The organism is Streptomyces sp. Go-475 (assembly GCF_003330845.1).
Taxonomy (GTDB): Bacteria; Actinomycetota; Actinomycetes; order Streptomycetales; family Streptomycetaceae; genus Streptomyces.
Genome location: NZ_CP026121.1, coordinates 5,819,758 through 5,840,738, shown reverse-complemented (window position 1 = coordinate 5,840,738; position 20,981 = coordinate 5,819,758). Strand labels below are relative to the sequence as shown.

At 72.2% G+C, this 20,981-nt stretch carries 21 protein-coding genes; 13 read left to right on the top strand and 8 right to left on the bottom strand.

Annotation, left to right across the window (positions count from 1 at the left end):
- Window positions 1-26 precede the first annotated feature (26 nt).
- The gene (locus C1703_RS27030) at window positions 27-716 is read right to left on the bottom strand and encodes an AzlC family ABC transporter permease (protein WP_114255288.1); all 690 of its coding nucleotides are present in this window, start codon (window positions 714-716) and stop codon (window positions 27-29) included.
- A 108-nt stretch (window positions 717-824) separates the two neighbouring features.
- Here C1703_RS27030 and C1703_RS27025 point away from each other — a divergent pair, with 108 nt between their 5' ends.
- Window positions 825-1,355 carry an XRE family transcriptional regulator gene (locus tag C1703_RS27025; protein ID WP_114257606.1) on the top strand — a complete coding sequence of 177 codons (531 nt, stop codon included), beginning with the start codon at window positions 825-827 and terminating at the stop codon, window positions 1,353-1,355.
- A gap of 35 nt (window positions 1,356-1,390) precedes the next feature.
- Here the strand turns inward: C1703_RS27025 and C1703_RS27020 are convergent, their stop codons facing one another.
- On the bottom strand, window positions 1,391-2,428 hold the full coding sequence (locus C1703_RS27020) for a Ku protein (protein WP_114255287.1): 1,038 nt from the start codon (window positions 2,426-2,428) through the stop codon (window positions 1,391-1,393).
- Between the two features lie 54 nt (window positions 2,429-2,482).
- Between C1703_RS27020 and ligD the strand changes: the two genes are divergently transcribed.
- On the top strand, window positions 2,483-3,364 hold the full coding sequence (gene ligD, locus C1703_RS27015) for a non-homologous end-joining DNA ligase (RefSeq protein ID WP_114255286.1): 882 nt from the start codon (window positions 2,483-2,485) through the stop codon (window positions 3,362-3,364).
- A gap of 98 nt (window positions 3,365-3,462) precedes the next feature.
- On the opposite strand, the gene C1703_RS27010 is transcribed toward ligD, so the two are convergent.
- On the bottom strand, window positions 3,463-4,266 hold the full coding sequence (locus C1703_RS27010) for a nuclease-related domain-containing protein (RefSeq protein ID WP_114255285.1): 804 nt from the start codon (window positions 4,264-4,266) through the stop codon (window positions 3,463-3,465).
- A gap of 121 nt (window positions 4,267-4,387) precedes the next feature.
- Between C1703_RS27010 and C1703_RS27005 the strand changes: the two genes are divergently transcribed.
- The 6 genes from C1703_RS27005 (at window position 4,388) to C1703_RS26980 (ending at window position 10,445) form a co-directional block, all read left to right on the top strand.
- A complete protein-coding gene (locus C1703_RS27005) occupies window positions 4,388-4,891 on the top strand; it encodes a dual specificity protein phosphatase family protein (protein WP_114255284.1) in 504 nt (167 codons plus the stop codon).
- Window positions 4,892-5,057: 166 nt separating this feature from the next.
- Window positions 5,058-5,798 (top strand): hypothetical protein, encoded by a 741-nt coding sequence (locus C1703_RS27000; protein WP_114255283.1) that lies wholly within the window; start codon window positions 5,058-5,060, stop codon window positions 5,796-5,798.
- Window positions 5,795-7,048, top strand: a complete 1,254-nt coding sequence (locus tag C1703_RS26995; RefSeq protein WP_114255282.1) for a HAMP domain-containing sensor histidine kinase — start codon at window positions 5,795-5,797, stop codon at window positions 7,046-7,048. Before C1703_RS27000 ends, C1703_RS26995 begins: the two co-directional genes overlap by 4 nt.
- 99 nt (window positions 7,049-7,147) lie before the next feature.
- Window positions 7,148-7,573 carry an SH3 domain-containing protein gene (locus C1703_RS26990; RefSeq protein ID WP_232840602.1) on the top strand — a complete coding sequence of 142 codons (426 nt, stop codon included), beginning with the start codon at window positions 7,148-7,150 and terminating at the stop codon, window positions 7,571-7,573.
- Window positions 7,574-7,623: 50 nt separating this feature from the next.
- Window positions 7,624-8,988 (top strand): FtsW/RodA/SpoVE family cell cycle protein, encoded by a 1,365-nt coding sequence (locus C1703_RS26985; RefSeq protein ID WP_114255281.1) that lies wholly within the window; start codon window positions 7,624-7,626, stop codon window positions 8,986-8,988.
- Window positions 8,985-10,445: a penicillin-binding transpeptidase domain-containing protein gene (locus C1703_RS26980; RefSeq protein ID WP_114255280.1), complete on the top strand. Its 1,461-nt coding sequence runs from the start codon at window positions 8,985-8,987 to the stop codon at window positions 10,443-10,445. Before C1703_RS26985 ends, C1703_RS26980 begins: the two co-directional genes overlap by 4 nt.
- An 18-nt stretch (window positions 10,446-10,463) precedes the next feature.
- Here C1703_RS26980 and C1703_RS26975 read toward each other — a convergent pair whose 3' ends face one another.
- On the bottom strand, window positions 10,464-11,063 hold the full coding sequence (locus C1703_RS26975; RefSeq protein ID WP_114255279.1) for a Uma2 family endonuclease: 600 nt from the start codon (window positions 11,061-11,063) through the stop codon (window positions 10,464-10,466).
- 81 nt (window positions 11,064-11,144) lie between these two features.
- Complete coding sequence (locus C1703_RS26970) at window positions 11,145-12,257, bottom strand: ferritin-like domain-containing protein (protein ID WP_114255278.1); 1,113 nt, start codon at window positions 12,255-12,257, stop codon at window positions 11,145-11,147.
- A 121-nt stretch (window positions 12,258-12,378) separates the two neighbouring features.
- Between C1703_RS26970 and C1703_RS26965 the strand changes: the two genes are divergently transcribed.
- Window positions 12,379-13,317 carry a diiron oxygenase gene (locus tag C1703_RS26965; RefSeq protein WP_114255277.1) on the top strand — a complete coding sequence of 313 codons (939 nt, stop codon included), beginning with the start codon at window positions 12,379-12,381 and terminating at the stop codon, window positions 13,315-13,317.
- A 266-nt stretch (window positions 13,318-13,583) separates the two neighbouring features.
- On the opposite strand, the gene C1703_RS26960 is transcribed toward C1703_RS26965, so the two are convergent.
- Window positions 13,584-14,837, bottom strand: a complete 1,254-nt coding sequence (locus tag C1703_RS26960; RefSeq protein ID WP_232840601.1) for an SLC13 family permease — start codon at window positions 14,835-14,837, stop codon at window positions 13,584-13,586.
- 107 nt (window positions 14,838-14,944) lie between these two features.
- Window positions 14,945-16,063: a PrpF domain-containing protein gene (locus C1703_RS26955; RefSeq protein ID WP_114255275.1), complete on the bottom strand. Its 1,119-nt coding sequence runs from the start codon at window positions 16,061-16,063 to the stop codon at window positions 14,945-14,947.
- 170 nt (window positions 16,064-16,233) lie between these two features.
- Here C1703_RS26955 and C1703_RS26950 point away from each other — a divergent pair, with 170 nt between their 5' ends.
- The 4 genes from C1703_RS26950 to C1703_RS26935 all read left to right on the top strand — a co-directional run bounded on the left by C1703_RS26950 (window position 16,234) and on the right by C1703_RS26935 (window position 19,747).
- Window positions 16,234-17,187 carry a LysR family transcriptional regulator gene (locus C1703_RS26950; protein WP_114255274.1) on the top strand — a complete coding sequence of 318 codons (954 nt, stop codon included), beginning with the start codon at window positions 16,234-16,236 and terminating at the stop codon, window positions 17,185-17,187.
- Between the two features lie 161 nt (window positions 17,188-17,348).
- Entirely contained in the window at window positions 17,349-18,005 is a 657-nt protein-coding gene (locus C1703_RS26945) for a TetR/AcrR family transcriptional regulator (RefSeq protein WP_114255273.1), read from the top strand.
- A gap of 10 nt (window positions 18,006-18,015) precedes the next feature.
- On the top strand, window positions 18,016-18,363 hold the full coding sequence (locus C1703_RS26940) for a hypothetical protein (RefSeq protein ID WP_114255272.1): 348 nt from the start codon (window positions 18,016-18,018) through the stop codon (window positions 18,361-18,363).
- Window positions 18,364-18,469: 106 nt separating this feature from the next.
- Window positions 18,470-19,747: a C40 family peptidase gene (locus C1703_RS26935; protein ID WP_114255271.1), complete on the top strand. Its 1,278-nt coding sequence runs from the start codon at window positions 18,470-18,472 to the stop codon at window positions 19,745-19,747.
- Here C1703_RS26935 and C1703_RS26930 read toward each other — a convergent pair.
- The gene (locus C1703_RS26930) at window positions 19,711-20,973 is read right to left on the bottom strand and encodes a styrene monooxygenase/indole monooxygenase family protein (RefSeq protein WP_114255270.1); all 1,263 of its coding nucleotides are present in this window, start codon (window positions 20,971-20,973) and stop codon (window positions 19,711-19,713) included. The two genes, C1703_RS26935 and C1703_RS26930, sit on opposite strands and share 37 nt — an antisense overlap.
- Between the last annotated feature and the right edge of the window lie 8 nt (window positions 20,974-20,981).

The following is a 20,981-nucleotide window of genomic DNA, read 5'->3' as shown; positions in this document are numbered from 1 at the left end:
CGTGGAGAGGGGCAGTGCGGGCGCAGTCATCGCACAGCCCCTTCCTTCGCCCCGACCGTGGAGAGGGGCAGTGCGGCCAGGGCCGTCAGGACCGGCAGGCCCGCCGGCAGGAACGGGGTGACGGTCAGGGCCAGCGCGGCGCCGGCGAGTGCGGTCCGTCGTAGCGGCCGGGTCGTCAGCGCGGGCAGGATCAGGGCCAGGATCACCGCGGGGAACATGGCGTCCAGTCCGAGGGCGTCGGTGTCCCGTACGACGCTGCCGAGCAGGGCGCCCAGCGCGGCGCCGGCCGGCCAGCAGACCAGGATGCCGAGGCCGCAGAGCCAGTACGCGGCGCGTCTGCGCTCCGGCTCGTCCTGGGCGAGGGCGAAGACGACCGTCTCGTCGTTCATCAGATGCGTGCCGAGCACCCTGCGCCGGCCCCGGCCGAGGACGTCGGGGACCGCCAGCCCGAACGGCAGGTGGCGCGCGTTGACCAGCAGCCCCGCCAGCAGCGCCGCGAGCGGGCTGCCGCCGGCGGCGATGATCCCGACGAACAGGATCTCGGACGAGGCGGCCAGGACGAGCGCCCCCATCAGGACGGGGAACCACCAGGGGAAGCCCGAGGTGACCGCGAGGGCGCCGTACGAGACGCCGATCACCCCGACAGCCAGGCAGACCAGCGCGATGTCGCGTGGGAGGGTCCCGTCCAGTGTCGGTGTTCTCCAGAACGAACGCATGTTGTTTACAGTGAACGCCCGGCGTATCGTTCGTCAAGACGAACGAACGACCACTGGAGCGAACGCGCTGTGTCCGACACCGACCCCTCCCCCAAGCCCCCGATCGAGATGATCGCCGCGTCGTTGCGGGCGGAACGCGTCCGGGCCGGGCTCTCCCTCACCGAGGTCGCGCGGCGGGCCGGGCTCGCCAAGTCCACGCTGTCCCAGCTGGAGTCGGGCACCGGGAACCCCAGCCTGGAGACGCTGTGGGCACTGTGCGTGGCGCTGGAGATCCCCTTCGCCCGGCTGCTGACGGCCCCCCGGCCGCAGGTGCAGGTGATCCGGGCCGGGCAGGGGCCGGCGGTCGGCTCCGAGCAGAGCGACTACCGGGCCACCCTCCTCGCCGCCTCCCCGCCCGGGGCACGGCGGGACGTGTACGGCGTGACCGCCGAGCCGGGCGCGGGGCGCTCCTCCGCACCGCACCTGCCGGGCGTCGTGGAACACGTCGTGATCAGCGCGGGCCGGGCCCTGGTGGGCACCGCCGACGAGCCGGTGGAGCTGCGCCCGGGCGACTACATCTGCTATCCGGCCGACGTCCCGCACGTCTTCCAGGCGCTGGAGCCGGGCACGCGCGCGGTGCTCGTCTCCGAGCACCACTGAGCACGCCCCTCGCGGTTCCGGTGCCGCGGCGGGGGTCAGGCCGAGCGCTTGCGGGGCGTCGACTTCTTCGCCGTCGTCTTCTTCGCGGTGCTCTTGGCGGTGCTCTTCGCGGCCGTCTTCTTCGTCCCCTGCGCCGACTTGGCGGTCGTCTTCTTCGCCGCCGCCTTCTTGGCCGCCGTCTTCTTCGCCGTGGACGTCGACTTCTTGCCGCCGGTCTGCTTGGGGGCCGCGCGGGACGTCTTGCGCTGCGGCAGCGGCTGGACCTCGGCGTGGTCCCCGGCCTCCTCGCCGCGGGACTCGCGGGCCGCGCGGACGCTGTTCTCCAGGGCCGCCATCAGGTCCAGGACCTTGCCGCCGGCGGCCGGCTCCGGGGCCTGCGGCGGGGCCTCGCCGGCGGCCTTCGCGGCGATGACCTCCTCCACGGCCTCGCGGTACTCGTCGTGCAGGTCCTCCAGGTCGACCTCGCCCAGGGTGTCCATCAGCGCGTCGGCGAGGTCCAGTTCCTTGTCGCGGACCGTGACGTTCGTGTCGGGGGCCACGCCCTCGGGGGCGCGGACCTCGTCCGGCCAGAGCAGGCCGTGCATCGCGATGGCGTCGCCGACCACGCGGAGCATGCCGAGGCGCTCCCGGCCGCGCAGGGCGAACTTGGCGATGGCCACCTTGTTGCTGCGCTTGAGCGCCTCCCGGAGCAGGGTGTAGGGCTTCGCCGCGGGGGCGCCGCTCGCCTGGAGGTAGTACGCGGCGTCCATCTGGAGCGGGTCGATCCGGTCGGCCGGCACGAAGGCGACGATCTCGATCGTCTTGGCCGTCGGGATGGGCAGGCTGGACAGATCCTCCTCGGTGATCGGGATGATCGTGCCGTCCGCGTCCTCGTAGCCCTTGCCGATCTCCCCCTGGGTGACCTCGCGGTCCTCCAGTTCACAGAACTTGCGGTAGCGGATGCGGCCGCCGTCCTCGGTGTGGATCTGGCGGAAGGAGATCGAGTGGCTCTCGGTGGCGTTCACCAGCTTGATCGGAATGCTGACCAGGCCGAACGAGATGGCGCCGTTCCATATGGATCTCACGTGCAGCACCCTTCCGGTCACGCTCGGGAGTGTTCGTCACGGTTTGCGTGGGATTCTTATCGTATGGCGCCTATCACAGTGGTGGAGGGGCGACGGCTCCCGCTCAGCAATCTGGAGAAGGTGCTGTATCCCGCCACCGGCTTCACCAAGGGCGAGGTGCTGCACTACTACGCGACCGTCGCCGAGGTCCTGCTGCCGCATCTGCGCGACCGGGCGGTGTCCTTCCTGCGGTATCCGGACGGGCCGGACGGGCAGGTGTTCTTCACGAAGAACGTGCCGCCGGGTACGCCCGAGTGGGTCACCACCGCCGAGGTGCCGCGGGTGGAGGGGCCGTCGCGGATGGTGCTGGTGCAGGATCTGCCGAGCCTGATGTGGGCGGCCAACCTCGTCGCCGAGTTCCACACCCACCAGTGGCTGGTCGGCACGCCGGACGAGGCCGACCGGATCGTCTTCGACCTCGATCCGGGGGCGCCGGCGAGCATCGTGCAGTGCTGCGAGGTCGCGCTGTGGCTGCGGGAACGGCTGGCGGCGGACGGCATCGAGGCCTATGCCAAGACCTCCGGGTCGAAGGGCCTGCATCTGCTCGCCGCCGTGCGCGGGGCGTCCTCCGAGCGGGTGTCCGAGTACGCCAAGGAGCTGGCCGTCGAGGCGGAGAAGGCCATGCCCCGCCTGGCGCTGCACCGCATGACCAGGAGTCTGCGGCCCGGGAAGGTCTTCGTCGACTGGAGCCAGAACGCCGCCCGCAAGACCACGGCGACCCCGTACACGCTGCGGGCCCGCCCCGAGCCGACCGTCTCGGCGCCCGTGACCTGGGAGGAGGTCGAGGACTGCGGCGCGCCCGGACGCCTGGACTTCCACGCGCGGGACATCGCTCCCCGGGTGCAGGACTACGGCGACCTGCTGGCTCCCCTGCTGGACGGGGGGCGGGCGGGGCGGCTGCCGTAGCTCTGGGCCGGGGGCCCGGGCCGGGTCGGAGGTGCTGGACGGGGGTTACCGCGTACCCGGGGCCCCAGTCCGGGGGGATATCCGGACAGGCCCCCGCCTCAAACCCTCCCCCACGTGCTCCGGTCGCGGGCCATCGCGTGGAGGGCCTCGACGTCCGCCGGTTTCAGGACGCCGCCCTGGTGGGACAGGGCCTCCAGGTCCGTGTCGGTCAGGACGCGGACCTCGCGGGGCGGGGCCGGGATCGACACCCTCGCCGGGCCGACCAGGGCGAGCACGGGACGGACCTCCGCGGTCAGGGCGTAGGAGGCGCGGGCGGCGTCGGAGCGGACGCGGCGCAGCAGGGGGTACGGGTCGCGGCGGCCCAGGGTGACCAGGGGGTCGGCGACCGTCACCCGCTGCCTGCGCGCGTACAGCGTGTGCACGGCGAACAGCCCGCCGGGGCCGATCAGCAGGTGGTGGACGCGGTCGCCGCCGGGGAGCGGGACGGAGTGCAGGGCGTGCCAGCCCGCGCCGTCCAGGCGGTCCAGGGCGTCCCCGACCGCCTGTTCGGCCTCCAGGGCCCGGCGGCGCGGGTCGGCGCGCAGCCGGCGGGCCGGGCCCGGATCGCGGTCGAGGGCGACGAGGAGGGCCTCGCCGGGGCGGTTGGGGGCCAGGTCGTCGTCGGGGTGGAGGGCCAGGCGGGCGAGTTCGGCGGAGGTCGGCACGGGGGGCGGCCCCACCGTCACGGGGCCGGTGATGAAGGGCCCGAGGGCCCGGAGCACCTCGTCCTCGCGGTCCTCGCCGAGCAGGTTGACCCGGGCCGCCTCACGGTCGTACCAGGCGATGTTCCTGCCGTCCGGGAGGCAGACGTACAGCCGCTCCTGACCGTGCCGCCAGGCCGGCACGACACGCAGTCCGTCCATGCACCATCACCCCCGACCATGGGAACAGGCGGGGTGCTGCGGGGGCAAGAACCCGGCTACCTTTGAGAGGAGTTGGGCCTGCCCGGCGGACCCTTCGGGCGGTGATGGTGGGGAGGCTCCGTTGCGTACCCGCAGGAAACCTGACGTGCCGGCTCCCGAGAGCCCGTGGAGCGAGGTCGCCCCCGGCCTGTGGATGGGCGGCCACGAGTACACGGGAGCCTTGGGCCATCCGGAGTTCGCGGTCGTACGGGACGAGTTCGATCTCGTGCAGACGCTGCTCCGGCTGCCGGGGCACGGCCCCGATCCCGGCGTCCGGCACCACGTCTGGCCGATCCCCGACGGGCCCCTGGACGGGACGCAGCTGGCCGGGGTGATCCGGCTCGCCGAGGCCGCGTGCGAGGCGCTGGACGAGGGGCGCCGGGTCCTGGTCCGCTGCTACCACGGGTACAACCGCTCCGGCCTCGTCGTGGCGCACGCGCTGATCCACCGGGGCAGCTCCGCCGACGCGGCGATCCGGCTGATCCGGGACCGCCGCTCGCCCTGGGCGCTGCACAACGACCTGTTCGTCGAGTACCTGCGCGCCGGTCTGTCCACGGCCCGGCTGCTGGAGGAACTCACCGAGTGACACGGCAGCGGCCCGCCCAGCGGCACGGAGGGCGCTCACCGAGCAGCACGGCACACGCCCCCACCCGACCGCCCTCTCGCGCAAATGGGACGTCCCCGCGAATAAGGTGTACGCGGCCGGCGGTCGCGCCCGAGCCGCGTGACGACCCACGAACCGCAGGAGTGCAGTGCCCCTCAGCCGCCCTGGAAAGGCAGCCCGCCGCGCCGCGGCCGTCGTCCTGTTGCTGGCGACCGCCGTGGGCTGCGGGGACGCCGGCGGTCTGGAGGGCGCCGGGCCGACCCCGACGGCGGTCGGTCCGGCCCGGCTCTGGCCGGAGCTGACACCGGCGTCGAGCCCGGCCTTCGAGATCGGCGAGGTGAACACCGAGGTGGTCAAGGGGGTAAAGGTCCCCGCCGGCGACGACATCCGCCGGGTGGACCCGGTCGGGATCGTCCGGGCCGAGATCGCCGCGAGTCCCGGCGACTACGACGGGGCGAAGGCGCCCTACCGGGACACGAAGCGGCGGATGGCCGACTGCGCGAAGGGGCCGGAGCACGGGAAGTGCCCGGTCCTCAGGCCGTACTACCGGGACCTGACCGGCGACGGGCGCGACGACCTGACGCTGGGCTTCCGCCTGCTGCCCGGGAAGACGACCGCGGTGCGCGTGTACACCGTCGAGAAGCACCGGCTGGTGCAGGTGATGACCTGGGAGGACGCGCTCAGCGGTGTCGAGCTGGCCGGGCGCTCCCTCGTCATCCGCTCGCCGTCGGAGGTCGCCGGCTACGAGTACCGCCTCCAGTGGACCTGGGACCGGGACCAGCGGGCCATGCTCCTCACCCACGACGAGATGCTGCGCACCGGCCCGCGCACCCACGCCCCGCGCCCGTCGGCGTCCCCCTCGCTCTCCCCTTCGGCGGACACCCGATGAGGCGCAGGCTCCCCCAGTGGTCCGGGACGCTCGCCGTGAAGGCCGCCGCCTTCATCACGGTGATGTGCTGCGCGCTGGCCGCCCTGCTCGGCGTCCTGGTGCACGTGCAGGTGACCAACCAGACCGTCGGCCAGGCCCGGGACCAGGCGCTGCAACGGCTGACGCAGGCGGCCGAGCGGTACGAGGCCGGGGACACGCTCCGGCGGGGCGCCGGGGTGGATCCGCCGGGGCTGCCGCGGCAACTGCGGGAGCTGGCGGTGGCCGGGGACCGGGGCACGATGGTCGCCGACTACGCGGGGCGCCCCACGATGTGGGCGGCGGGGCCGGCCGACGGTGACCGGGCGCTGGCCGTGGCGGTCGACTACTCGCAGCAGGCGCGCACCATCGCGGGCCTGGACCGGGCGATCCTGTGGTCGTCGGGGCTGGCGATCGGGGCGACGCTGCTGGTCGGCGCGTTCGCGGTGACGCGGGTGACGCGGCGGCTGCACACCACGGCACGGGTGGCCCGGCGGATCAGCGCGGGCGACCTGGACGCGCGCGTGAACGACCCCCGCGCGGATCCGCGGACCAGGGCCCCGGCGCGCCCGCAGGACGAGGTGGCCGCGGTCGCCGCCGCGCTGGACTCCATGGCGTCGTCGTTGCAGGGCAAACTGCTCGCCGAGCAGCGGTTCACCGCGGACGTCGCCCATGAGCTGCGCACGCCGCTGACGGGGCTGCACGCGGCGGCCGAGCTGCTGCCGCCGGGCCGTCCGACCGAGCTGGTGCGGGATCGGGTGGCGGCGCTGCGCACCCTCACCGAGGACCTGCTGGAGATCTCCCGGCTGGACACCGGGCGGGAGCGGCTGGAGCTGGACACCGAGCAGTTGGGTCCGCTGGCCGAGCGGGTGGTGCGCGCGTCTGGGAGCGGCACGGAGGTCGTCGTCGTGCGGGACGTGCGAGTGGAGACGGACCGGCGGCGGCTGGAGCGGGTGCTGGGGAACCTGGTGGCGAACGCGCACAAGCACGGCCGGGGGCCGGTGGTGCTGACCGTGGACGGGCCGGTGGTGACGGTTCGCGACCATGGGGACGGCTTTCCGGAGTACCTGGTGACGCACGGGCCGCAGCGGTTCCGTACGGAGGGCGGTGCCCGGGGGCACGGGCTGGGGCTGACCATCGCGCGGGGGCAGGCGGAGGTGCTGGGGGCGCGGCTGGAGTTCGCGAACGCGCCGGACGGCGGGGCCGTGGCGACCCTGGAACTGGCGGCGGGCTGAGGGCCCGGGCCGCTCCTCCTATGGCCCACTGTGAGGGGCGGCCCCCGGAGAGCGCTCCTAATGTGGCGATTAGTCAGCTTCGGCACCTTCCGCCCCCACATGGAGGTCATCCCCATGTCCCTGCGCTCCCGCCTCTCCATAGCCACCGCCGCCGGGCTCCTCGCCGCCGCGGCCGCCGTCACACCCGCCACCGCCGCCGCGCACGACGACTGGGACCCGGCCGGCGGCAACGGCAACCACCACCACGACCCCGCCGGCGGCAACGGCGACCACCACGGCCACCACGGGAAGCACCTCTTCAAGGGCGTCGTCACGGCGAACACCCTGGCGCTGCGCAGCGCCCCGAACCGCGGCTCGCAGATCATCCGGTACGCCCACAAGGGCGACATCGTCAGGATCTTCTGCAAGACCGGCGGCGAGACCGTGAAGGGCAACCCGCTCTGGTACCTCCTGACGGACGGCACCTGGGCCTGGGGCGCCGCCCGCTACATCGACAACATCGGCCCCGCGCCACGCTGGTGCTGAAACTCGATCCCAAAGGCACACAAGACGCACTGTTTGGGTAGGTTCCGGACATGAGCAAGGCCGGAATCACCGTGGCGACGGCGGACCCGCCCGCGCCCGCCGTCCGCCGCCTCCCCCGGCGCCGGGGCATCGAACTCGCCCTCATCGTCCTCGCCGTCCTGCTGTCGGTGTACGGCTACTGCGCCGTGGGCCTCGCCCGGAACGGCACCGTCCCGCCCGGTGCCGCCGGCTACGGCGCGGGGCTCGGCGTGCTCGCGCTGCTGGCCCATCTGGCGGTGCGCCTGCGGGCCCCGCACGCCGACCCCCTGCTGCTGCCGATCGGCGTGCTGCTCAACGGGCTCGGCCTGGTGCTCATCTACCGGCTCGACCTGGAGACCCCGGGCGACCGGGCGGCACCGGCCCAACTGGTGTGGTCGACGCTGGGCGTGGCGCTGTTCATCCTGGTCGTCCTGGTCCTGCGCGACCACCGCGTGCTCCAGCGCTACACCTACGTGTGCGTGGCCGCCGCGCTGGTGCTGCTCACCCTGCCGATCCTGTTCCCGGCGGTGAACGGGGCCCGCATCTGGATCCGGGTCGCCGGGTTCTCCATCCAGCCGGGCGAGTTCGCGAAGGTGCTGCTGGCGGTGTTCTTCGCCGCGTACCTGGCGGCGAACCGCAACGCCCTCGCCTACACAGGGCGCCGCGTCTGGAGGCTCCAGCTGCCCACCGGCCGGGTCCTCGGCCCGATCGTCGCCGTCTGGCTGGTGAGCGTCGGCGTCCTGATCCTGGAACGCGACCTCGGCACCTCGCTGCTCTTCTTCGGCCTGTTCGTGGTCCTGCTCTACGTCGCCACCGGCCGCACCGGCTGGATCGCCGTGGGACTGCTGCTGGCGGCGCTGGGCGCGGTCGCCGTCGGCCGGCTGGAGCCGCACGTGCACGGCAGGATCGAGACGTGGCTGCACCCCTTCGCCTCGATCGAGGCGGGCGAGGGCGCCAACCAGCTCGCCCAGTCGCTGTTCGCCTTCGCCGAGGGCGGCCTCCTCGGCACGGGCCTCGGGCTCGGCCACTCGGTCCTCATCGGCTTCGCCGTGAAGTCGGACTTCATCCTGGCCACGGCGGGCGAGGAACTGGGCTTCGCGGGTCTGTCCGCCGTGTTCCTCCTCTACGGCCTGCTGGTGGAGCGCGGCTACCGGGCGGGCCTCGCGCTGCGCGAGCCGTTCGGCCGGCTGCTCGCCGTCGGGCTCGCCTCGCTCGTGGCGCTCCAGGTGTTCGTCATCGCGGGCGGGGTGACCGGGCTGATCCCGCTGACGGGCATGGCGATGCCGTTCCTGGCGCAGGGCGGCTCCTCGGTCGTCACCAACTGGGCGATCGTGGCGCTGCTGGTCCGGGTGAGCGACTCGGCCCGGCGTCAGCACGACGGGCAGGACGGCCGGTGACCCGGCACATCCGGCACGCCGGTTTCTTCTGCGCCCTGCTGCTGGTGGCCCTGCTGGTCAACGCCGCCCGCGTCCAGGTCGTCCAGGCCCCCGCCTACGACCGCAACCCGGCCAACCGCCGCCCGGACATCGCCCGCTACGAGCAGCCGCGCGGCGACATCCTGGTCGGCGGTCGGCCCGTCACCGGCTCCAAGGACACCCGGGAGCACCTGCGCTACGAACGCACCTACACCGACGGCCCGTTGTACGCCCCGGTCACCGGCTTCGCCTCCCAGCTGTACGGGACGACGCTGCTGGAGCACAGCGAGGACGGCATCCTGTCCGGCTCGGACCCGATGCTCGCGCCGTTCCCGCTGTGGAACGACTTCACGCGGGCGCGGAACTCCGGCGGGGACGTCGTCACCACCCTCGACCCGGCCGCGCAGCGGGCGGCGTACGAGGGGCTCGCCGGGCTCAAGGGCGCGGTCGCGGCCGTGGAACCGTCGACGGGCCGCATCCTGGCGCTGGTGTCCCGCCCGTCCTACGACCCCCAGCCGCTGTCCGGGAACGGTCCTGCGGCGGCCGAGGCGTGGCGGCGGCTGAACGCCGACCGGGACCGGCCGATGCTCAACCGGGCGATCCGGCAGACGTATCCGCCGGGCTCCACCTTCAAGGTCGTCACCCTGGCCGCCGCGCTGGACGCCGGTGTGGTCACGGACCTCGACGCGCCGACCGACTCCCCCGACCCGTACACCCTGCCCGGCACGCGGACCCGTCTGACGAACGCGTCCCGGGGCTGCCGGAACGCCTCCGTACGGGAGGCCTTCACCCTCTCCTGCAACACGGTGTTCGCCAGGCTCGGCGTGGCGGTCGGCGCGCCGGACATGACGGCCACCGCCCGCGCCTTCGGCTTCAACAACCCGGCCCTGCGCGTCCCGTTCCCGGTGGCCCGCTCCACCTTCGACACCTCGCTCGACCGGGCGCAGCTCGGGCTGTCGTCGATCGGCCAGTACAACACCCGGGCCACGCCGCTGCAGATGGCGATGGTCGCGGCGGCCGTCGCCAACGGCGGTCAGGTGCGGGAGCCGTACCTGGTGGAGCGCACGACCCGGCCGGGCGGCAGCATCCTCGCGACGGCCGGTTCGCGCGCGGTGCGCCAGGCGATGTACCCCTCGACCGCGGTCCGGCTGCGGGCGCTGATGCGGGAGGTGGTCGAGGACGGCACCGGATGGCGGGCCGCGATCCGCGGCTCCAAGGTGGGCGGCAAGACCGGCACGGCCCAGCACGGCCGCCGCAACTCCGGCACGCCCTACGCCTGGTTCATCTCCTGGGCCCAGGGCGAACGGGACCTCGCGCCGCGGGTGGCGGTCGCGGTGGTCGTGGAGGACGCGGAGGCGGAGCGGCGGAACATCAGCGGCGGCGGGGACGCGGCGCCGATCGCGCGGGCGGTGATGGAGGCGGTGCTCGCGTCGCGGTGAACCGGCGGAACCCTGTGCTCAGCGGCGGCGGTTGAGGGCGGTGAGGTCGATGTCGATGGCGAAGGGGACAGTGAGCTCCAGCTTGTCGTGGAAGATGCCGGTCAAGCCGTAGGCCTGGGTCGCGGGGTCGAGTTCGTAGACATAGACCACCGGGAGTCCCTCGTTCTCCTCGACGCGCCAGTAGTGCGGAATGCCTGCCTGTGCATACTTCCGCGGCTTCACCTCGCGGTCTCGGTCCTCCGAGTCCTCCGAGACGACCTCGACGGCGATGAGGACGTCCTCAGGCCGGTACCAGGTCTGCTGCGGACCCGTATCGGCGTCCGCGCGGAACACCAGGACATCGGGTTCCGGGCGATTGCGCTTGTTCAGCTTGATGGTCATCTCGCGGATGACGTCGTACTCTTCCGGCACCTGATCCAGCAGGGTGTTGTCCAGCAGGCGGATGGCACGCGAGTGGAAGTTGGTCTGCGGACTCACGAAGACAAGACTCCCGTCGATCAGCTCCGTGTGCGGAGGCAGGTTCGGAAGCGCGTCGAGGTCGTCCGCCGTCCAGCCACCCTCCGGCGGACGAGGCCACTCGAAGTCGTCGCCCAGCCCGTAGTCGCGTGCGGCGCTCATGATTGCTCCCATGTGCCGGAGTCTGCCTGGCACAGCCAGCGTACCCAGGGGAATATGCCGATTCGCCCATCGAACGAGTGATCAGTCCTCGAGTCGTTGACCGGCTGCGATGGCCCCCTCCACCTCCGCCACCCGCTCCTTCTCCTCCGCGGCGAAGCGCTCCGCGTCCAGCTTCTCGGCGACCTCCTCGTCCTGGGCCATCAGCAGGTCGAGGTCGGAGTCGCCCATCTCCAGCACGCCCATGTCGACGTAGGCCTGCTGGAGGCGTTTGCCCCACAGGCCGATGTCCTTGACGCAGGGGACGATGCGGCTGAACAGCAGTTTGCGGAACAGGGCGAGGAACTCGGACTGCTCGCTGTACTCCTCGGCCTCGGCCTTCGGGATGCCGAAGTTCTCCAGGACCTCGACCCCGCGCAGCCGGTCGCGCATCAGGTAGCAGCCCTCGATGACGAACTCCTCGCGCTCCCTGAGCTCGGCGTCGGTGAGCTGCCGGTAGTAGTCGCGCAGGGCCATCCGTCCGAAGGCCACGTGCCGCGCCTCGTCCTGCATGACGTACGCGAGGATCTGCTTGGGCAGCGGCTTGTCCGTGGTGTCCCTGATCATGCCGAAGGCGGCCAGGGCCAGGCCCTCGATCAGGACCTGCATCCCGAGGTACGGCATGTCCCAGCGCGAGTCGCGCAGGGTGTCGCCCAGCAGGGACTGAAGGTTGTCGTTGATCGGGTACAGCAGCCCGATCTTCTCGTGCAGGAACCGGCCGTAGATCTCGGCGTGCCGGGCCTCGTCCATGGTCTGGGTGGCGGAGTAGAACTTGGCGTCCAGGTCGGGGACCGACTCCACGATCCGGGCGGCGCAGATCATCGCGCCCTGCTCGCCGTGCAGGAACTGGCTGAACTGCCAGGAGGCGTAGTGCCGGCGCAGATCGCCCTTGTCCTTGTCCGTCAGCTTCGCCCAGTGGCGGGTCCCGTACAGCGACATGGCCTCGTCCGGAGTCCCCAGCGGATCGTACGGATCCACCTCCAGCTCCCAGTCGATCCGCCGCTGCCCGTCCCACTGCTTGTCCTTGCCCTTCTGGTAGAGGGCCAGGAGGCGGTCGCGGCCGTCGTCGTACTCCCAGTTGAAACGGGCTGCGCCGGTCGCCCCCACCTGCCACACGGGTTCGTCCGGCTCCTTGGCGTACACGTCGAAGGTCGGCATGTCCGCAGGCTCACATGAGGTAGACACCCGGTCAACAAGTAGCGCGCAAGGGATTGACGAGCTTGCTGACAGGCAGTCTCATAAGGGGGACGGTGACGTGTGCACAACGAGGTGGGCAGCCATGACGACCCTGACGGAAGCCGACGCGCTCGACGGCCTGCGCGATGCCCTCGGCCTGCTGAAGGACCGGGAGCAGGTGGCCCAGCGGCTGCTCGACTCCTCCGCCAAGCACTCCTTCGATCCCGACAAGGAGCTGGACTGGGACGCACCCTTCGAGGAGGGCAAGTGGTTCTGGCCGCCGGAGCTGGTGTCGCTCTACGACACGCCGCTGTGGAAGCGGATGAGCGAGGAGCAGCGCATCCTGCTCTCCCAGCACGAGGCGGCGGCGCTGGCCTCCCTGGGCATCTGGTTCGAGATCATCCTGATGCAGCTGCTGGTCCGCCACATCTACGACAAGGCCGCGACCAGCGCGCACGTCCGCTACGCGCTCACCGAGATCGAGGACGAGTGCCGGCACTCCAAGATGTTCGCCCGGCTGATCTCCCAGGGCGGCACGCCCTGGTACCCGGTCAGCCGCGCCCACCAGCACCTCGGCCGACTCTTCAAGACCATCTCCACCACCCCGGGTTCCTTCACGGCGACGCTCCTCGGCGAGGAGGTCCTCGACTGGATGCAGCGCCTGACGTTCCCCGACGAGCGCGTCCAGCCCCTGATCCGGGGCGTCACCCGCATCCACGTGGTCGAGGAGGCCCGCCACGTCCGCTACGCCCGTGAGGAACTCCGCCGCCAGATGGTGACGGCCCCGAAGTGGTCCCAGGAGTTCACCCGCATCACCTCCGGGGAGTTCGCCCGGGTGTTCTCGGTGGCGTTCGTGAACCCCGAGGTCTACACGAACGTGGGCCTGGACAAGCGGGAGGCCCTCGCCCAGGTCAAGGCCAGCGGCCATCGCCGCGAGGTCATGCAGAACGGCTCGAAGCGCCTGACCGACTTCCTCGACGACATCGGCGTACTGCGCGGCGTCGGCCGACGACTGTGGAAGTCGTCCGGCCTGCTGGCGTAGCCCCCGCCCCGACGCCCCACCCGGCGGACCCGGGTGGGGCGTCACCGCGTCACGACCGCTCGCCGCCATCTTCTTGACGATGCCGCCGATGCCGCCCATGCCGCCCATGCCGCCCATGCCGCCGATGCGCTGGTGGAGATGGTGGCGATGGACTGGGCGCCAAGGCCGGAGGCCGTGTCGCGCCGGGCTGGTCCGCACCCGCCTCGAACGGATGCGGTACCGGCCGGACCTGCTCGGCGGGCTCATCGCCGTCGTCGGTCTTTGCGCTATGACCAGGGAAGGACCAGGGCGCCCCAGGCGACGACGGGGCCGAGGGCGACGATTCCGCCGGTGTAGCCGATGACCTGGCGGTAGAAGCGGCGGGTGTCCACCCCACGGGCGTTGCTGAGGACGAGTGCTCCGTTGGTCGAGAAGGGCGAGGTGTCGACGATCGTCGTGGAGACGGCGAGCGCGGCGATCAGTCCGGCGGCGCTGAGGTGGCTGGAGAGCAGCAGCGGTACGGCGATGGGGATGATCGCTGTGAGGATCGCGGTGGAGGAGGCGAAGGCGGAGGTGATGGCGACGGTGAAGCACAGCAGCAGGGCGACGGCGAGCGGGGCGCCCAGGCCCGCGGCGTGTTCGGAGATCTCCTCGATGATGCCGGCCTTCTCCAGCATCGCGATGTACGTCATCATGCCCGCGACCAGAAGCAGGGTGGACCAGCTGACGCCGTCCACGGCCTTCTCCTGCCGCTTCATGTCCACCAGGGCCAGCAGGGCACCGGCAGCCAGCGCGAGGAAGCCGATCTCCAGGTGGAAGCCGAGCGCGCCGGCGACGAGGGCCAACAGAGAGGCGAGGGTGAGCCACTGCCGCCAGTCGGGCCTGCCAGAGACATCGAGGTCCTCGTCGTCGGCTGCCTCCGCGGCGCCCTCGACCAGCGGGGCGGGACGCTTGGCGAGCAGGGCGTAGGTGAGGATCGAGAGCACCAGGTTGATCACGAAGCTGGCGCTGAACAGCGCCACGGCGGAGACCTGCAGATCGGTCTTGTCGACGAGGCCGAGCACCAGCGCACCGGAGACGGCCAGCGGGGAGAACGCGCCCGCGTGCCCGCCGCTGATCACCATCATGCCGACGACCAGCGGGTTGAGCTGGTAGCGGTGGGCGAAGTTCATGCCGATCGGCGCGAGGATCGCGACCGCGGCCGGGGTGAACGTACCGAACGCCGTCAGCAGGGCGGCCACCAGGAACAGTACCCAGGGGATGAGCCCCACCTTGCCGCGTACCAGCCGCACCCCGGCCGCGACGAGCCAGTCGATGGTGCCGTTGCGGCGGGCGACGGAGAACAGGTAGGTGACTCCGACGATGGTGACGAAGAGCTTCGCCGGGAACCCCTCGAAGATCTCGTCCTCGGTGAGGCCGAGCGAGGCGGTGCCGACCGCGAAGGTGGCGACGAAGGCGAGGATGCCCAGGTTGATCGGCAGCACGGTGCCGACCACGAACATCACCAGCAGCGCGCCTATGGAGATCACTTCAGCAGACATCTTTGTCCTTGGTGCGGTGGGGACGGGGTGGCGCGCCCCGAGGGCGCGAGGGTGTTCGGGGGCGGACGGCTGGGAGTCGGCCTGACCGAGGTGATGTTCGTCGCGGCTCAGGCGGCTTGCGGGCGGCCTGCTTCCGGTACGTAGATGCGGGCGTCGGCGAGCAGACGGGCCGCGCGCCGCACGGTGACCCGGTGCGGCAGGCCGTCCCTCACATCGGTGCAGCGGACCGCGACGACGCCGGCGGGCGTGCCGAGGCGCAACCACTCGTCGGTCGGGCCGCCCGTGATCCTGGAGACCACGGACCCCTGCAGCAGCCCGGCCGCCGCGACGGCGACGGCAGAGGTCAGGCCGATCGCGGGGTGCGGGGCGTTCATGCTGAGCATGCGCACCGACACGTCGTAGTCCTCGGCACCGATCGGTTCACCGAGGGTGGTGGTGTACGGCACCGGCGGGCCGACCAGGCCCACCTTGGGCACCGCGTCTCCCGGTTCCTCGCCCGGCCGGCGCAGCCCCATCAAGGGTGCGGCGGTATGACGGACGGTGCGCAGCCAGGGGACGTCTGCGGTCATCCGCTCCAGTGACTCGGCACCGGTACGCCCGGCACCGGCGGCGTCGACAAGGACGACCGGCGCTCCCGCGGCCACCATGCTCACGCGTACCGGCTCGGCGTCGCCGACCCGCAGGTCCTGGGCGGCCCGGCCGGTGGGGAGCAGTAAGGCAGTGGTACCGGCGGGGTCGCGGAAGGTGAGGCCGACCGCGACCCCACCGGCACGGGTGCCGGGTACCGTCTGGCGGCCGAAGTGCTGCACCACGCCTCCGGGGGTGTCGACGATCCCTTCGAGGACCGCGCCGGTATTGGTGTTGCGCATCACCACGCGCGTCCGGTCGCCGGTGACCGGAACCATTCCTTTGGTCACCGCGTACAGGGCGACGCCGGTGGCGCAGTTGCCGCAGTTGCTCGTCCACTCCACCGAGCCCGTCCCGATGCCGACCTGGGCGAACAGGTAGTCGACATCGACGCCGGGCTCGGGTGAGGCGCTGACCACGGCCGCTTTCGAGGTGGTGGGGGTCGCCCCGCCCACCCCGTCCAGCTCCACGGGATCGGTGGCGCCGTACGCGGCGACCAGCAGCCTTTCGAGGTCGCCACGGTCGGCAGGGACGTCGACCTGGTTGAACAGCCAGCACTTGCTCGTGCCGCCACGCACCAGGGTCGCGGGAATGTGCACGTCTGAGGCTCTTCCTTGGTCACGAAGGTAGGGAAAAGGCCGAGGCAGCGGTTGCGGGCTCATTGCGGGCCGGTGGACCGCTCGGCGATTGCGGAGACCTTCGCAGAGGCGTGACTTCCGAACAATCGCAGTTCGCTTCACCTGGGTTTAGCTCAGCTAAAGTCGGCGGCATGCTCAACGTGCGCCGTCTGCTGCTGCTCACCGAGGCCACCGAACGCGGTTCACTCACCGCCGCGGCGCACGCCCTCGGCATGACCACCTCCGCCGCCTCCCAGCAGATGTCCCTGCTGGAGCAGGAGGCAGGGCAGCCCCTCATCGAGCGGCTGCCGCGCGGGATACGCCCCACCCCGGCGGGTGCCGCGCTGGCCGAACGCGGTCAGGCGATCCGCCGGGAACTCCGTGCCGCCCAGGCCGACCTGGACTCCTTCACCGCCCTCGACCAGGGCACCTTGCGGCTCGGTTCCTTCCCCACGGCGAGCGCGTCCCTGTTGCCGTTGGCGCTCACGCGTTTCCGACGTCGCCACGCCGGCATCCGCATCGAGGTACGCGCCGGAGTCCTCGCGGAGCTCAGGGAGATGCTGCACACCGGCGAGGTGGAGCAGGGGCTGCTCTGGGACTACGAATGGAACCGCCTCGACGATCCGGCGCTCACCCTCACCCACCTGCTGGACGACCCCACGGTGCTGGTCGTCCCCGCCGACTCACCCCTGCGCACCCGTCCGTCCGTGCGCCTCGGCGACCTCGCCGACCAGGAGTGGATCATCCGCGCCGACAACCACCCCGTCGCCGATGTCCTGCGCCGAAGCTGTCGCCAGGCGGGATTCGAGCCGCGCATCGCCTACTCCTCGCACGACTACCAGGAGGCGCAGGCCATGGTCGCCGCCGGTCTCGGCATCGCGCTCGCACCGCGCCTGGCCCTCACCAGCCGACGCAGCGACGTACGCCTCCTGCCGTTCGCCTCCGACGTCCCGGCCCCCACCCGCCGCATCCTCCTCGCACGCGCCGCGACACGTCGCGCCACCCCACCCGCCCAGGCGATGGCCCGCGTCCTGCGCACGGTGGCGCAGCGATTCACCGCCCCAGACCTGCACCGGGCCCAGCTCGGGGCGGTCCGGCGGGGCTGACGCCGCGGCCGTCCCGGACCAGCACGGTGTTGCCGCCGAGTTGCTGGTGGGCGCAGTCCGGCAACGAGGCGAAGTCTCTCCCCGCCCCACCGCCGGAGGCACCCGCACTCCCCCCACCCACCGCTACGCAGCCCCCCGACCCCGCGATTACGCTGCCGCACATGACACCAGCCGCCGCCCCCACCCCCGCCTACCGGCGACTCAGCGTCGAGGAACGCCGCAGCCAGCTCCTCACCGCCGCGCTGAACCTCTTCGCGCACCGCGCCCCGGAGGAGGTGTCCCTCGACGACGTGGCGGAGGCGGCCGGGGTGTCGCGGCCGCTGGTGTACCGGTACTTCCCGGGCGGCAAGCAGCAGCTCTACGAGGCCGCCCTCCGTTCCGCCGCCGACGAACTCCAGCACTGCTTCGACGAACCGCGCGAGGGCCCCCTCCTCCCCCGCCTGTCCCGCGCCCTCGACCGCTACCTCGCCTTCGTCGACGAGCACGACGCCGGTTTCAGCGCCCTCCTCCAGGGCGGCAGCGTCGTCGAGACCTCCCGCACCACCGCCATCGTCGACGGCGTGCGCAGGGCCGCCGCCGAGCACATCCTGCGGCACCTGGACGTCACCGACCCGGGCCCCCGGCTGCGCATGACCATCCGCATGTGGATCACCGCCGTCGAGGCGGCGTCGCTCATCTGGCTCGACGAGGACAAGCAGCCCCCGGCCGAGGAACTCCGCGACTGGCTGGTGGAGCAGTTCGTCGCCGTGCTGACCGTGACCGCCCGCCGCGACCCGCAGACCGACGCCCTGGTCCGGGCCCTCGCCGAGGATGTCTGACACTGATCCCGTGAAGAGCGAAGACACCCCCTTCGAGGGCGGCCCCATGGACGGCAGGGTCCTGCCCGTCCTGCTCGGCATGACCGGCCACCCGCCCAAGACGTACCGCATCCCCGTCCCGGACCCGGACGGTGGCCCGCCCACGGTCCTGGTCTACCGCCGCGTGCCCCGGGGACCGGGCCGGGTCGGCCTGACCAACCGCTGGAAGTACGAGTACGCCCCGGAAGGCGCCCCGGCCCGCCGCCTGAACTGGCCCTGGTCGAAACCGAACCCCACGCCACCCGACACGCCGGATCCCACGCCCCCCGGCAAGCCAGACGCCACGCCGCCCGGCAAGCCGGATGACGCCGACGGGTGACCCCGTTGCGCCGAACCGCGCACACCCGCCGAGCGCGCCGGGCCCACCCGACTGATCCTCACGTTGTCCGGCGGCACACGGCTGCCCAGGCAACGGAGGTGATGGCATGTCAGGAAGGCTGCTTCGTCTGGTCTGCGTCGCGGCGGCGGTGGCCGGCACCGTCGCGGTCCCCGTACCGGCCACGGCCGTTCCCGCACCGGACCCGGAACAGCGCTCCGTCGCCCGTCTCCTGACCGACCTTCAGAAGCTGTACCGGCAGGCGGAACAGGCCACGGAGGCCTACAACGCCACCGAGGAGAAGCTGAAGAAGCAGCGCGCCGAGACCGACCGCCTGGACCGCGCCCTCGCCCGCGCCCGCCTCTCCCTGCACGACAGCCGGGGCGCGGCCGGCCGTCTGGCCCGGCAGCAGTACCAGAGCAGCTCCGACATCTCCCCGTACGTCCGCCTGCTCCTGGCCCGCGACCCGCAGCACGCGATCGACCAGGGCCATGTGATCGGCCGGCTGGCACGGGAACGGGCCGACACCATCGGCCGGCTGACCGGCCACGAGCGCAGGGCCCACGACCTGGCCCGCGAGGCCCGCAAGGCCCTGGACCGGCAGCTCGCGCTCGCGGAGCGGCGCAAGAAGGAACGGGACGAAGTCCGCGAGCGGCTGCACGACGTGGAGGAACTGCTCGCCTCCCTCACCCCCGACCAGCTCACCGCCGTCGCCGAACTGGAGAAGGAGGGCGTCACGAAGGCGCAGGAGAAGCTCCTGGCCTCCGGCGCCCTCGGTGACACCAGCGAGACCAGCGAGACCAGCAGCAAGGGCACAACAGGCAGCCCCGGTAGCCCCGGTAGCCCCGGTAGACCCGGCACCGCCGGCAGCCAGAACAGCCCCCGCCGCCCCACAGCCGAGGGCGGCCGGGCCGTCCGCTACGCCGTGCGGCAGCTCGGCAAGCCGTACGAGTGGGGCGCGGAGGGCCCGAGGTCGTACGACTGCTCGGGCCTGACCTCGCGGGCCTGGGCCGAGGCCGGGGCGCCCATCCCCCGGACCAGCCAGGAGCAGTGGGAACAGCTGGAGCGGATCCCACTGTCCGAGCTGCGCCCGGGCGACCTGGTGGTGTACTTCCCGGAGGCCACGCACGTGGCGCTGTACCTCGGGGACGGCATGGTCGTCCACGCACCCCGCCCGGGCGCGAAGGTGAAGGTGTCACCGATCGCCGCCAACCCGGTCCTGGGCGCCGTACGCCCGGACCCGGCCGGGAAGCCCCTGCGGCGCTACGAGCCGCCGGAGCTCCCCGCGGGCGCCACGGACGGGTCGGACGAGGGCTACGAAGGGTACGAGCGTTACGAAGGGGAGGAGGGCTACGCGGCGCCCGCGCCGGACACCTCGACCAGGTAGGCCTGGGTCTTCTCCGGGTCGTAGAAGAAGTTCTCGAAGTCGGCCGGGTCGTTGAAGCCGTTGGCGAACCGGTCGGCGATCGGCTGGAGTTCGCCGGCGGCGCCGATGAGGTTCAGGATGTGCTCCGGCGGCGGCGCGAGCATCGCGTTGGTCCACTTGGTGACGTGCTGGGCGGTGGCCCAGTAGCGGTCGAACGTGGCCCGCATCCACTCCTCGTCGAACGGCTTGTCGCCGCGCTCGACGATCGAGGCGAGGTAGGCGGCGGCGCACTTGGACGCCGAGTTGGAGCCCTGCCCGGTGATCGGGTCGTTGGCGACGACGACGTCCGCCACGCCCAGCACGAGCCCGCCGCCGGGGAGGCGGCCGATCGGGTTGCGGACGGTGGGGGCGTAGCGCCCGGCCAGGGTGCCGCCGGCGTCGGTCAGTTCGACCTTGGTGGCCCGCGCGTACTCCCAGGGGACGTACCGCTCCATGAGTTCCAGGGTCAGGGAGAGGTGCTCCGCGGGGTCCTTGACGCCGTTGAAGACGTCGAGCGGGCCGCCGGGTATGCCCTCCCAGAAGAGGATGTCGGCGCGGCCGGAGGTGGTCAGGCAGGGCATGACGAACAGTTCGCCGACGCCCGGCACGAGGTTGCAGCGGACCCCTTCGGTGTCCGGGTGCTCCGGGCGCGGGCCCAGGCCGTGGACGTACGACACGGCCAGCGCGCGCTGCGGCTCGCTGTACGGGGACCGCTCGGGGTCCCGGGCGAACATCTGCACCAGCTCGCCCTTGCCGGCCGCGACCAGCACCAGGTCGTAGGTGCGGGAGAAGTAGTCGAGGTCGCCGACGGCCGCGCCGTGGATGACGAGCTGCCCGCCGCGCTGGGCGAACGTCTCCATCCAGCCGGCCATCTTCACCCGCTGGTCGATCGACTGCGCGTACCCGTCGAGCCGGCCCAGCCAGTCGATCGCACGGGCCGCGGGGCCCTCGGCCCAGGAGCCGGGGGCGGCGACCGAGACGCCGAGCCCTTCGATCTTCGGGGCCTGGGACTCCCAGAAGTTCAGCTGGAGATCGCGCTCGTGCTGCAGGGCCGTGTGGAACATGCACTGCGTCGACATGACCCGGCCGGTGCGGATCTCGTCCGCCGTCCGGTTGGACATCAGGGTGACCTCGTACCCCTGCGACTGGAGGCCGAGAGCTATCTGGAGCCCGGACTGACCGGCTCCGACGACGAGTATCTTCCGCATGCGGGGCT